The sequence below is a fragment of the Paenibacillus sp. G34 genome (assembly GCF_056856875.1).
Genome location: NZ_CM166469.1, coordinates 2,537,886 through 2,551,105, shown reverse-complemented (window position 1 = coordinate 2,551,105; position 13,220 = coordinate 2,537,886). Strand labels below are relative to the sequence as shown.

Genomic DNA, 13,220 nt, shown 5'->3' with positions numbered 1-13,220 from the left:
CGTATTTAACACATATAACCCGCTTTGCACAGTAGCCTTCTGGTTACTATACAGAGCGGGTTTTGTTATCGTTTCGAATTATTCACTACAATTAATTCCATCCTTTCAGAGTATACCCCATATACATGACTGTTTCTCGGGCAAGGAACGGAATTTGAGTGTTCCAGGTCTGATAGGCTGTTGTTTGTGTCGGTGATGGGACGGCGTCCATACCAAGTTCAGTTGCCATTTTCATCGATCGTTTCATGTGCAGAGGATCGCTAACAATGGTGTAGGTCCGATATCCTTCCCGCCTCCCTACTTCCAGCGAGTTCACCAGATTCTCTTGGGTAATCACCGACTTCATCTCCATCTGGATGTGCTCTGGTCTTACGCCATGGGCAACAGCATACTTGCGTCCTACCCACGCTTCCGTAGGAACGCCTTCAATACTGGAGCCTCCTGTAAAAATGAGATTACGTACCGTACCTGCCTTGTACAGCCGGATCGCTTGTTCGATTCGTTCACGGAATACCGGTGAAGGATATTCCCCTTGTACCGCTGCACCCAGCACAATTGCTGCATCGGATGACCTAAGTGAGTTGGTATTCATCTCCGAAAGAATGCCTGCGGCTGTGACACCTGCCCAAATGATTACGGCTACGAGTAAGAGTGAGATAAACAGAACTACCCGGCGTTTCATTTGATGTTTGTGTCTGCGTTGGACTGAATGACTGGTACTCATGCTTCCTCGTCTAGTCTCTGTTCCTGAAAACTTGCGGCATGCATTCGTTCCAAAGCAGCCCATGCTGCCGCGGACTCATCATTTAATCCCAATGCTGCGATCCAAGCAGTTATATATTGCTGGAGGGTCATCTCCAGTTCTTGTGCACGTTCTTTGAAATCATTCAATTCCTTAATCATACGAGTTCGACCTTCCGGACTGAACGTTTCATGAATACGTTCCTTAAAATAATGATGCACGATCCGATTTCGCTGCTGCCATAATTCATTTAATTGGTTCGTTTCTTCTTCTGAAAACGTAAAATGGTGGCGTGCCTCATGAATAAGCTGGCCGAGTGAACTGCTCATTTTTCGCTCGTATAACTCCTCCAGCTCTTCCTCGGACACAACTTTGCCCTGTGACATTTTAGTTAACAAAATAAGATTAACCAGTTGCTGTTCCAGCGCCTGTCCATAATATACGGCCAAACCGTAATAGGCAAACAGTTCCTTGGAGTGTTCGCTGTCCAGCATGAAATCATTCTGGAAATCCGTGTTATGCATGTGCGAGCGCTCCTTTCCATCCGTGCATCTTGGCTGTTTATTATGCCTCTATCGTAACCAAACTGCAAACAACATTCAAGTTGCCGGAAAAGGCAGCGTCTAACTTCGGATTTTCTTACGCTGTGTTTAGCTAAAATGAATCCATAGCAATATCACAATAGCATCGTTCACATCCGTTCAGGAGCCTGCACACCTAGTAAAGACAAGTTGAAAGCCAGACGTTTAGCGGTGTGCTTTGCCAGCTCCACTCGAAAAGCTTTGATGGCAGCTGGAGCATCCGCAATCCGTTCGGCGTGATAGAAGCGGTTAAAGGCCTGAGCAACATCAATCGTATATTTGGCTATGACCGAAGGTTCGTTGCGAAGCACTGCTCTCTCCAGATAAGACGGATAGTCACTAAGTAATTTTAACAGTGCCCATGACGTATCGCCGACAACCGTTACTGATTGGTTATTCTTAATCTCCGCAGCAGAATCGTTCATGTCCAGAACCGTTTCCTGCTCCTCTCGTGATACATTGGCGGCTTTGGAAAGCACACTTTGAATCCGAGCATGGGTATATTGCACATAAGGGCCAGTCTCTCCTTCGAAACTCACCGCATCCTCCAGCGAAAAATCGATGTCATTCAGCCGATTGTTTCGCAGATCACCAAAGACAATAGCCCCGACGCCAACAGCTTCGGCTACTTGTTCAGCTTGCTCCAGATTCGGATTTTTTTCCTGTATAATTTGCAAGGCACGAGCTACGGCTTCATCCAGTACTTCCTGCAGAAAGACAACCTTACCCCTGCGTGTGGACATCTTCCGTCCCTCGAATCGCATCAAACCAAAAGGAATGTGCTCACAATTTGCTGCCCAGCCATACCCCATCTTTGACAATACCGTAAACACCTGACTGAAGTGGAGCTTTTGCTCCCCGCCAACAACGTACAACAATCGATCTGCCTGGATCACATCATGGCGATAGAGCGCTGTTGCTAAATCCCGGGTTGGATAGATCGTCGTTCCGTCCTTTTTGATAATCAGACATGGTGGCATATTCTCTTCGTCCAACCTTACCACAAGAGCACCATCACTCTCTTCCAGTAGCCCTTTGGCTTGAAGATCCTCAACAACGGGACTCATCTTGTCATTATAAAAACTCTCACCCAGCGTATGATCAAAATCAACATGCAAACGTTCATACATCCGGTTGAACTCTTGCATACTCACTTTTACGAAGAATGCCCATAACCGCTTGGCTTCCTCATCCCCTTGTTCCAACTTGCGGAACCAGTCCCGTGCTTCAATCTCCAAAGACGGATCTTGCTCTGCTTCATCATGGAATCGAACATACAATTCCAAAGAATTACGGATCGGATCTGCTTGCAATGCTTCTTCATTTCCCCACCGTTTATATGCCGCGATTTGCTTGCCAAACTGCGTTCCCCAATCGCCCAGATGATTCACACTGATCGAGGTATAACCTGCTTCGTTATAAAGACGATACAATGCTGCACCAATAACGGTCGAACGCAAATGCCCAATACCAAAAGGTTTAGCAATGTTAGGTGAAGACATGTCAATCACAACACGTGCCCCTCGTCCGAGTTGCAATTTGCCAAATGTTTCGCTAGCTATCTCATTAAGTAATTGGGGTGCCAGTGCATGTCGATCAAAGCGAATGTTCACATAAGGCCCCGCAGCTGTAGCATCCGTTCCAGTGGCCTGCAAACCAGTTGCAATCTCACTGGCAATAACGGCGGGTGCTTTCCTTAGCGACTTAGCTAGTGAATAACAAGGAAATGCGGCATCCCCCATCTCCTCCTGCGGTGGAACTTCCAATAATCTGCACACTTCTTCCGGTGTGTGTCCGGTCAAAGGGGCAATCTGAGCTGCAGCCTGTTTCATTAACATTTCAAACACTCCTTCTCTTAATTAAATGGCTAAAATAAACGCAAAAAAGCTCTCGTCTCTTCAAACAAGAGACGAGAGCTGTATTTACAGTTCCCGCGGTACCACTCTAAGTGAACAGTTTACTAACATGCATCAAATTGCATATCAGATATAACCGATCCGCTCGGTGCAAATAACGGTTGCGGCCGGATTACCCTCAGATCCATTAAATGTACTCCTGATTAGAGTTACCTTGCATGGCTTCGGATAACCATCTCACGGGTGCGCTTCACGCAGATCATCGCATACCGGCTTACACCTCACCCGGCTCGCTGTCATGGCCTGAATCTGGGCTACTCTCCCGATCACGGATATTGCTGTTTCAATCATTTCAGATCATTATACATATCCTTGTATGGATTGGCAACCCTGTTATTTGGTCTAATGATACAAATCAATTAAGCAACTGCTGCCATTAAACGGCAAGCTTCTGCACATCTGCGGCAAGCTTCTGCGCAGTCCTGACAGTGATCATGTCCATGCTTTCCACATTCCGCTGCACAGGCTTCACATGCCTTCACACACAGTTCACAAATTTCACTGATAAAATCACTTCCACGTGTCATTGCTTGTGCAGCAAATGCACAAATATCAGCACATTCCCGATTCATACGAATACAGTCACGCAGCATGGCCAAATCATATTCTTTCAGGCTCGATATGTAACATACGTTGCAAGCATTCATGCATTCCAGGCAAGCATCGATACATTGTTGGTATTGTTGTTGTGTCATTTAAAGTTACCTCCCAGGCAAAGTTTGCTATGCTTCTTAATACCCATCTGGGAGGAACTTTGAACCATTAGCCTAGTCTTGTTTTACCGCTTCCAATTCCAGCAATTGTTTACGAATGGCAGTTTGGTCAAAATGCTCACCGATAAATACAGCTACATTGGGCACATCACCTTGTGGTGTAATCTTCATGTAATCCGATTCACGATAGGCATATTGAAACCAGAACCGGCTTGCCGTATCGCGAAACGATAGGATTCCCTTTGCGCGGTATATGTCCCGCGGCAAAGCAGCCACAAACTGTTCGAACGCTTCGCTGTTCACGGGTTCACTGAAATAATGCGTATAAACCATAACATGTTCATGTGATGTGTGAGGTTTGGATGCATGTTCATGATGAGCGTCTGAATCGTCATGATGATGGTCATGTCCATGATTGCATCCATGTGTACGGCATGCGTCTGTATGTACATGAGACTCTGCTGCATAATTTGAATTTTCAACTACTGCACCTGACTGCTGAATGTGAACGTCAGCACCGCTATGGAGTAAATGTTCCATTTGCACTTCACATTTGACCGTAGGAATCACTGGTGCAAAGCCGTTCCACTTGTTCAAGAGCTGTTCCAAATCCTGTAGCTGCTCTGCTTGAACCCGATCGGTTTTATTTAATAGCAACATCGAGGCACAGCGAATCTGTTCTTGCATCAGTTTGAAGGTTTTTCCCTTTTGCTCCTGATACAAGCCGGACAGATGGGCCGCATCCACTACGGTGATCAGACTTTTAAGCTCCAAACGCATATATAACGAAGTTTCCGTTACAGCATCCAAAATCTCCATCGGATTTGCCGCACCGGTCGCCTCGATTACGATGACATCAGGCGACTCTTCCTGAATAAGATCTGCAAGCTGAAGTCCAAGATCGCCCCGTACGGTACAGCAGATGCATCCGCCCAACATTTCTGTCATGGGCACTTCCTCATCCACGATCTGACCATCCAGATTCACTTCACCCAGTTCATTCATCACAACCGCTGGACGCAGATTCTGTTGCTTCCAGTATTCAATAAGTTTCACAAGCAATGTTGTTTTGCCACTGCCCAAAAAACCAGACAAAATATATACAGGAATGGTTTTCCCTTGTTCATTGTAGTTATTCATCATCTACACACCTCTCTGCCAATCACTATCCTAGTCTGACTCTATTAGCGAGTGTACACTATCCTTCAATTGTTGTGCAATACGCCTATTCTGTGTTGTTGTGTGTTGTTCCGTACATCGTTCTTAATCGTTTTTTGCAAACCCCTCCTGCAGAAAACTTCATTGCCGGATTTATATGAATGGTCTATGCTATGAGAACATGTTGATTCAAGGAGGATTATCAATGACCAATTCGGTTGAGCAGCACCGTCAAGAAGCTCCACAAACCGTCGCCTGTATGATTGTTACTGTCTCAGACACACGCACCAAAGAAACGGATACGAGCGGTCAACTCATGCACGAGTTATTGCACCAAGCTGGCTATCAGGTGGTGGAGTATGTAATTACTCCAGACGAGACAGAACGCATTCAAAGCATTCTGCAAGATGCCGTTGTACGAGATGATATCGAAGCCGTGCTGCTGAGTGGAGGCACAGGCATCGCTCCCCGGGATACTACGTATGAAGCCGTCTCTTCCCTGCTGGACAAAGAATTGCCTGGTTTTGGTGAAATATTCCGTTACCTCAGTTATACCGAGGATATCGGTTCAGCAGCCATTCTAAGCCGAGCGGTCGCCGGAACCATCGGACGTACAGCCGTATTTTCGATGCCAGGCTCTCGTGGAGCAGTTAAACTAGCCATGGAACGCATTATTTTACCTGAGCTACGCCATGTCATGCGTGAAATATATAAACCCGTCTGAAGGATCAGACGGGTTTATATATTCATCTTTATTTTGCTCACACAAGACTTATGGTTGGAATTAACTAGCTTAACTTGAGTGAACTTAACTTTATTTTTAATTCATGTCATTGGAAAAGATGTCTTTCTCTCTTATTTGATGAAGCACTCCCTGAAATACCTGCATAACATCCTGCTCATATACATCCTTCTCTCCACCAGAAGCCGTATAGACAAATGATACATGTCCTTTACTGCGAATGGTCGTTCTGCCCAGTGCATTCTCCAGAACTGCATTCTCTCTGCGCTCGCCATACATTTCTTCCATTCGTGCGGCCCTGATGTTTGCATCATGATAGATATGCACTTTGACGATATGCCTTGCACTGCCATTTAATAAGTACATATAAGTCATGCCACCATCACCATCATCCTCAAACATATTATTCATCAGCTTTATGTGTTTGGCAGCAAAACCTTCTGTTAGTTGTTTGGCTAACCTACCGTTTAACCCGTGACCTTGCTGTTTTGCCCTGAAATTGCCTTCCGTTGTTGCTTCACGTGTGTAAACTTTTCTTTCCTGCTCAATCGATGAAGACATACAAGCTGCCAGAGATACCACACTTAGAAACAGCACGCTACCTACCATTACGGTGCGTTTTACTTTCTGACCCGCCAATTTCCGTTTTTTCTCATTCAGCGACATGTCTAACCTTCCTTTCTATGAGCCACAACAGGGCGACTCTCTCAGGTAGAATTAGCATGTCTAAGCGATAAACATTTTATTCCAAACATTATTCAGACAGAATACGTACAACGGTGCGTCCGACTGCACCACCCTGTAATATATTTTCTAACGTGTGTGGCAGCTGCTCTAGTGTATTCTCCTGGATACCCAGCGTAAGAGCCCGTTCCGGTTTCCATTCACCGCCCAGCTTCCTCCAGATGTGTTCTCGACGTTCCATGGGACAATATACCGAATCAATCCCAATCAGCTGGATACCACGCAAAATGAATGGATATACCGTCGATTCAAAACTGTTGCCTCCAGTTAACCCGGACACGGCAACTGCTCCGCCATATTGTACCTGCTTCAACCGCTCGCCCAGTGCCGGACCCGCTGTTGGATCAACAATTCCTGCCCATTGCTGTTTAGCCATGCTTCCCTTGATCGGAGCGTCCGCCTGTTCACGCGAAATCACTTCGGTGGCTCCTAAGCTACATAGCAGTGCCTCTTCTTGCTGCTTTTTCCCGGTGCTCGCTGTCACTTCAAAGCCAAGCTTGGCAAGGATGGCAATCGCCATACTGCCAACGCCTCCCGTGGCACCCGTAACTAGAATTTTGCCCATTTCGGGGGTTACACCAGCGTTTAATAATGCGTCTACTGAAAGCGCCGCTGTGAATCCAGCTGTACCAATTGCCATCGCTTCCTTTTCACTTAATCCTTGCGGTAAAGGTACCAGCCACTCACTCCGCAAACGAGCATACTCACTATATCCCCCATAATGAGAAACACCGGATTCAAATCCAGTGCTAATTACCCGATCCCCAGGTGCGAAGCGCCCGCTCACGGATTCCTCCACCGTTCCAGCCAGGTCAATACCAGGCACCATCGGATAATTGCGAACTACGCCTCCATTCTCTTTTGACGCAAGTCCATCTTTATAATTCACACTGGAAAAGTGTACTTGTACTGTCACATCACCGTTCGGAAGGTCTTCCTTTTTCAGTTGTTCTATACCAGCGGTTACTCCCTTTTGATCATCCTTGCGTATTACATAAGCTTGAAACTGTTCTTTCATCGGTATCATCTCCTTATTTTCGTTCCGTGAGTAGATATATTAATGGTCCTGCAAGCGGCAGCAATCCTGCCCATGCCCAGTAAGTTGTCCGCCCGTTCACTCTGGCATCCCTGGAGATTGCCATCGCGGACAGCAAAGTTAGCACACCAAAGTCAATTGTCATGATATGTACAAACGAGGATTGATTGAACGCTTCTGCAAAACGTTCTGGGTTTCCCTGTATCATTGCATAACATGCCGATCCTAATGTTAAGATTAGCAAGATCAGATGGGTCAGCTTATGCGATGCCACTCGCGAAATGCCAGATTTCGGACGTTCAGCAGATGGCCGATGATCAGATGATACTCCTTTTTGAAAAGGAGAACTCAGTGCATAATACGGCAACAATGCAAATGCACCCAGCCCAAAAGAAAACAAAACGAACGGCCATGCAGGTACACGCTGATCCTCACGTACTCTTACTGATTTTCGTAGTAAAATGCAGGCATAGACTGCCGGGAAAATACCCAGCCACGAAAACACCGTAAGCAGCCAAGGCTCCTCGCTTTGGAATGTAAGCAATTGGTTAAATACAGGGTCATTCCCAGGGGGATTTCCCGGCGCCATAAATAAAGCGTAAGCTATAAATGCAACCCACAGTAGTCCAAGCACATATTTCATCAGGCAACCCTCCTCTACCTTTCATCCCCTGTCGACATGAGTTTGAAACAGAACCATTCTCACTCCTCGCTTCTTGTTCCAAAAGGCATTTTCTTCTGTCGAAGCTACGCTAAGAACATGGCGGGATTTGACGTTTCCTGCGCTTTCCCGAGAAATAATTTTGTTTATCTTACTTAAAGCAATGCTTGGAGCTGGAGATGCAATGGATGCTCTACAAGAGTCGCTTTACGAGAGTCACTTCACAAGTATAGCTTATCAAGTGAGTGTACATCTTCCTCTGGTATACTTCTATGAACCTTCACACATGTTAGGTGGGATCATCATCCATGTTTCATCATATCAAAAAGGCATAAGCCGGTATTTCTACCAGTTATGCCTCCTTTATTCTCGCATATCGTTTACGAATGTTACTCTTCTGTTGATTTTACATGCTCTGCTATCAGCTTCTGCTTCATATTCCATGCTGCAGGGCTGATGTTCACACGGTAAATCTCTGGATTCAGCTTCCGCTGGTATTCAGGCCAGAAGAGGTTCAACTGCTCCTTGTGGTACGCACGTATTTCATCCAGTGTAGGCAGATCATATACCTTACGCCCATTTACAAAAATCGGCTCCAGCATATTCACTGCTTCATAGCGAGTCACCGTCTTTTTCAGATAAGGATGTAGCGGGTTGAACAGCTTGAGCGGCCCTCCCTGAAGCGGTTGCTCCTCATCCGGATAGCAGATGTAGTCTGCAATGGCTTTACCATGCTTCGGATCAATGATCCGGAAAACTTCTTTTTTACCCGGTGTAGACACCTTCTCGGGATTGGCCGATATTTTAAGCGTTGGCAACATTTCTCCGTTCACTTCACGCTCTACCAGTTTGTAAACACCGCCCAGAGAAGGTTGATCTGACGCCGTAATTAACTGTGTACCGACACCCCATGTGTCGATCCGCGCACCTTGAGCTTTCAGGTTAAAAATCGTATTTTCATCCAGATCATTCGAAGCTACGATTTTCACATAATGCAGTCCAGCTTCATCCAACATCTGACGTGCCTGAATGGAAAGATAGGCAAGGTCGCCACTATCGAGGCGAATGGCATTCATCTTTTTGCCCTGACTCTCCAGCCATTTGGCCGTTTTGATCGCATGAGGAACGCCGCTATTCAGCGTATCAAACGTATCCACCAGCAGTGTCACCTGATCTGGAAGCACTCTTGCGTAGGCATCAAACGCCTCCTGCTCCGTCATAAAGCTCTGCACCCAGGAATGTGCATGTGTGCCGGCAGTCGGAATGCCAAACTGTTCACCAGCCAGCATATTGGATGTGGCATGAAAACCGGCAACATACGAAGCACGCGCCCCCCAAATTGCAGCATCTGCTTCTTGCGCACGGCGTGTTCCGAACTCCAGCAGCGTATCCTGCTGCGCTACCTGTTTAATACGGGAAGCCTTCGTTGCAATCAGTGTCTGATAATTCATGAAGTTAAGTATCGCTGTTTCCACCAACTGCGTTTCCAGAATACAGCCTTCAACCCGAATGAGCGGTTCGTCAGGAAAAACAATTGCACCCTCCTTCATGGAATGAATCGTTCCCTGGAAAGAGAACTGAAGCAATTCCTCCAAAAAGGCCGGATCATAATTCTCTGGTTGTTTGGATAAAAACTTGATATCTTCCATGGTGAAACGGAGCTGGCTAATATAATTCACAATGCGCTCCAATCCGGCAAATACGGCATAACCGTTGCCAAAGGGAAGCTTACGGAAGTAGGCCTCAAACACTGCCTTCCGTTTGTGTGTACCATTCACCCAGTGCGCATACATCATGTTGATCTGATATTTATCCGTATGTAAAGCCAGGCTTGTTGTCTGCATTTGTCTCATCCTCTCTGACTTCCGCTCGTTTCTCAGATCGTTCCTGAAAATACGGGCATAAAGCTGATTACACCTTAATACTCGGTGGCGAATCAGGCCAAAATCGTTTCACTTGCCTTAACCACCTGTGCCCCCATACTCGAACGAAAGTGCCCTAGAGCCCATTCGTGCCCTGCAGGGTTAAAACTGGCCACAGCATCCTCATAGATCGTAATATGGAATCCTTTGTTATACGCGTCCACAGCGGTATGCAATACACATATATCTGTACATACCCCAATCAGTGCGATATCTGTTATGCCTCGTACACGCAGCTTCAGTTCCAGGTCTGTTCCGCAGAAGGCGCTATATCGAGTTTTATCCATCCATCGAATTTCGTTCGCGCGTTTCTCCATCACCTCAGCCAGACGACCATATAGTTCTCTTCCCTCTGTACCACGAATGTTATGAGGTGGAAAAAGTACTGTTTCCGGATGGTAAGGATCATTTTCTTCGTGCAGGTCTACCGCCATAATCACTTCATCCTTGTTATGGAGATACGCTTCCGTAATTGCCGCTACCGTTTCTTGGATCTCTACAGCTGGCTGACCTACAGGCAAAGCTCCCGTAACAAAATCCTCTGTAAAATCAATAACAATCAATGCTTTCATCGTCCACACTCCCTTTTGGATATGGTTGAATGCATCTTCCGTTTACTTACGTATAAATCGATAAACGAGGTACAAGCTCAGTGAATCGGTAAAGCTGAGCTGGACGCTGAGAATACTGATTCGAGCTAACCAGATTGCCTTCTTCGTCACGCACTTCCTCGACAATTCCTTTACGGCTGCGTGTAGATGTTATTTTACGAATAAAATTAGGTTCTTCGAAATCGGGCACCACACTCTGGATGACCTGATATAATTCACTTAACGTAAAATCACGCGGGAGAAACTGTCTGGCAATCGTAGTCTCCAGCATCTGCTGCTGGATTCGTCTGTATGCATCTTCAATGATCGTTCTGTGATCAAAGGCCAGTTCCAGCTCTTCCAGTGCTTCCTTGATCGTAAACAATCCCACATCCTCAGCATCATCTGCTGCCTGCCTGTGTTCAAGCATCCACTCCTCAACAAGTGCAAAGAAAGCGTGAGAGATAATCCATCCCCTCGGGTCACGACCCGGCTGACTATAAACGTTCAGGTATTCCAGATGTCCACCATCTACGCCGGTTTCCTCCATTAATTCGCGTTTCGCTGCACCATAAATGGACTCATCTTCTTGGCAAAATCCACCAGGCAACGCCCATCTTCCAGCAAACGGCCAACCCTTGCGTTTAATTAACATGACCTTCAACTCCCGGATTGGGAGGGTTTTCGTTACCGTTTTGCGTTCACGTTTCGTCAGGGTGAACATGACGATATCCGCAGGAACCCCATCCGGGGTACGATATTTCTTGGAACTATAATTACGTGCTTCCAGTTCATCGTTCGCTGGTTCAATGTTAATGTGTTTGTTATTTTCGCTCATGGGCACCACCGACTAAATTCATTTTGATAATCTCATTATGACATAATAATATCTTTTGTCAACCGTGGATTCCAATTCCTATCTTCAAGCTCTCGATTTCGCTATGCGGAATGTAGCTGTAGCCATACAACCCAGCGTTCCCGCTGCGTCGCGAACCTCGGCCTGGGTTGTGATGCTTCGCCCGGCCTGATGAAGCACAGTAGACGTTACAATTAGTTCCCCTTGTCTCATTGGCGCAAGAAAATGCACATTCAGGTTTGTGGTGACACAACTATCGACCTCCATCGCAGCTGCCGCGACCATGCCCATCGCCTGATCCATCAGTGATGTAAGCACACCGCCATGAATGATGCCCATCGAGTTGGTATGGTGTTCACCCGCTGTCAGCGCAATTTGAACTTCTTGATTGCTGCCCTTTAAATAGCGGCATCCGAGAAATCCCCAGAACCGGCCATCGCCGTCTTCCACCATTTTGTCCAATATACTCATGTTTCATTTCTCCTTCTATTCTACATGTTGTCTAAATCACTCTGGATGTCGTTTATCATTAATGCCTTTTTAACGTTTTCACATATTGTTTTCACATATCACTGTATGCACGTGCACTTACCTGGGCTACCCAAACCAAATAACCCCACATCGTGGAGCACGGCCTTTAACATGTTTTTCATGAGTCAGGCACTTGCCGCTCCATTCGGTATGTTTTCATCATGTCAAAAAGGCGCGGACTGCGTCCGCACCCTTCCGTTCATTTAACCGCAGCTGGTCGGAGGTGAATCCGTTCCTGCTTCGACATTGACTTTGTCGGATACTGTATCCCGAATAACCGATATGACCAGTTGAAGCAAATAATTGATGTCACTTTGACTCTGCTGGAACTCCGTGACGAGCGGAATGCTGTCCAGTTCGTTTTGCAAATCATCAATTTCCTGTTCGATTTTACTGACCATTGCGCTATTGTTAAAGCTTTCAAAAGCAACGATTTCCTTCTGCTTCTTCTTAATCGTTGCAATCAATTGCTGAATGCGCTCATGATCTCGGATCTTGGCTTCCGCCTGTTGAAACTGTTTCACTTCTTCGCTCGTACCGAGCATATCTGCCAGTTCTTTGGCCTTTCCCATAATGTCGTCGCGTATGATCAGATTGCGCGTATCGTAGGTTGGCATTCCGTAATGGTTGTACTGCACTTCTTCCTGCGCCACTGTGATCGCTCCATTCGTATGAGATGATATAAGATGAATATTGGGATTGCACTTAGGTCAAAGAGCGGTGCTCGAGTGGACGCTCCAGGTTCGGATCGTTCTTTCGATTGCTGTTATCTCCGGATTTTTTCGATCCCCTTCTCAAAGGGGAAAATCCGGAGATAAAGGCGAGCGCTTCGCTTCTTCAGAATCGATTCCGCCCCCTTCGCTACGTCTCGCCGCACCCCTGACCTAAGTACAAAAGAATATTCATCTTAATTAGGGATGTTGGTATTGAAAACAAAAATCTCATCTTGTTAGGTGAGTTGTTGTAATAGTAAGGCTTGAGTGGACGCTCCGGGTTCGGATCGTTCTTTCGATCGCTGTTATCTCCAG

At 46.3% G+C, this 13,220-nt stretch carries 14 protein-coding genes; 1 reads left to right on the top strand and 13 read right to left on the bottom strand.

Annotated features, from left to right (window positions below):
* Positions 1–91 precede the first annotated feature (91 nt).
* From AC1VYS_RS11640 to AC1VYS_RS11620, 5 genes are all read right to left on the bottom strand, one after another.
* Positions 92–724, bottom strand: a complete 633-nt coding sequence (locus tag AC1VYS_RS11640) for a YdcF family protein (RefSeq protein ID WP_482914360.1) — start codon at positions 722–724, stop codon at positions 92–94.
* Positions 721–1,266, bottom strand: a complete 546-nt coding sequence (locus tag AC1VYS_RS11635; protein WP_482914359.1) for a hypothetical protein — start codon at positions 1,264–1,266, stop codon at positions 721–723. The genes AC1VYS_RS11640 and AC1VYS_RS11635 overlap by 4 nt, the downstream gene beginning before the upstream one ends.
* Before the next feature lie 167 nt (positions 1,267–1,433).
* Positions 1,434–3,161, bottom strand: coding sequence for an arginine--tRNA ligase (gene argS / locus AC1VYS_RS11630; protein ID WP_482914358.1), 1,728 nt, complete (start codon positions 3,159–3,161; stop codon positions 1,434–1,436).
* A 437-nt stretch (positions 3,162–3,598) separates the two neighbouring features.
* Positions 3,599–3,934 (bottom strand): four-helix bundle copper-binding protein, encoded by a 336-nt coding sequence (locus AC1VYS_RS11625; RefSeq protein ID WP_482914357.1) that lies wholly within the window; start codon positions 3,932–3,934, stop codon positions 3,599–3,601.
* 72 nt (positions 3,935–4,006) lie between these two features.
* A complete protein-coding gene (locus tag AC1VYS_RS11620; RefSeq protein ID WP_482914356.1) occupies positions 4,007–5,092 on the bottom strand; it encodes a CobW family GTP-binding protein in 1,086 nt (361 codons plus the stop codon).
* Between the two features lie 223 nt (positions 5,093–5,315).
* Between AC1VYS_RS11620 and AC1VYS_RS11615 the strand changes: the two genes are divergently transcribed.
* Positions 5,316–5,834 (top strand): MogA/MoaB family molybdenum cofactor biosynthesis protein, encoded by a 519-nt coding sequence (locus tag AC1VYS_RS11615; RefSeq protein ID WP_482914355.1) that lies wholly within the window; start codon positions 5,316–5,318, stop codon positions 5,832–5,834.
* A gap of 96 nt (positions 5,835–5,930) precedes the next feature.
* Here AC1VYS_RS11615 and AC1VYS_RS11610 read toward each other — a convergent pair whose 3' ends face one another.
* The 8 genes from AC1VYS_RS11610 to AC1VYS_RS11575 all read right to left on the bottom strand — a co-directional run bounded on the left by AC1VYS_RS11610 (position 5,931) and on the right by AC1VYS_RS11575 (position 12,809).
* Positions 5,931–6,518: a hypothetical protein gene (locus AC1VYS_RS11610; RefSeq protein WP_482914354.1), complete on the bottom strand. Its 588-nt coding sequence runs from the start codon at positions 6,516–6,518 to the stop codon at positions 5,931–5,933.
* A gap of 88 nt (positions 6,519–6,606) precedes the next feature.
* On the bottom strand, positions 6,607–7,614 hold the full coding sequence (locus AC1VYS_RS11605) for an oxidoreductase (RefSeq protein ID WP_482914353.1): 1,008 nt from the start codon (positions 7,612–7,614) through the stop codon (positions 6,607–6,609).
* 13 nt (positions 7,615–7,627) lie between these two features.
* Entirely contained in the window at positions 7,628–8,275 is a 648-nt protein-coding gene (locus tag AC1VYS_RS11600) for a hypothetical protein (protein ID WP_482914352.1), read from the bottom strand.
* A 407-nt stretch (positions 8,276–8,682) separates the two neighbouring features.
* A complete protein-coding gene (locus tag AC1VYS_RS11595; protein ID WP_482914351.1) occupies positions 8,683–10,137 on the bottom strand; it encodes a nicotinate phosphoribosyltransferase in 1,455 nt (484 codons plus the stop codon).
* Positions 10,138–10,229: 92 nt separating this feature from the next.
* Entirely contained in the window at positions 10,230–10,787 is a 558-nt protein-coding gene (locus AC1VYS_RS11590; RefSeq protein WP_482914350.1) for a cysteine hydrolase family protein, read from the bottom strand.
* A 46-nt stretch (positions 10,788–10,833) separates the two neighbouring features.
* Entirely contained in the window at positions 10,834–11,643 is an 810-nt protein-coding gene (locus tag AC1VYS_RS11585; RefSeq protein ID WP_482914349.1) for an NUDIX hydrolase, read from the bottom strand.
* 84 nt (positions 11,644–11,727) lie between these two features.
* The gene (locus AC1VYS_RS11580; RefSeq protein WP_482914348.1) at positions 11,728–12,132 is read right to left on the bottom strand and encodes a PaaI family thioesterase; all 405 of its coding nucleotides are present in this window, start codon (positions 12,130–12,132) and stop codon (positions 11,728–11,730) included.
* 263 nt (positions 12,133–12,395) lie between these two features.
* On the bottom strand, positions 12,396–12,809 hold the full coding sequence (locus AC1VYS_RS11575; RefSeq protein WP_441930796.1) for a YlbF/YmcA family competence regulator: 414 nt from the start codon (positions 12,807–12,809) through the stop codon (positions 12,396–12,398).
* Between the last annotated feature and the right edge of the window lie 411 nt (positions 12,810–13,220).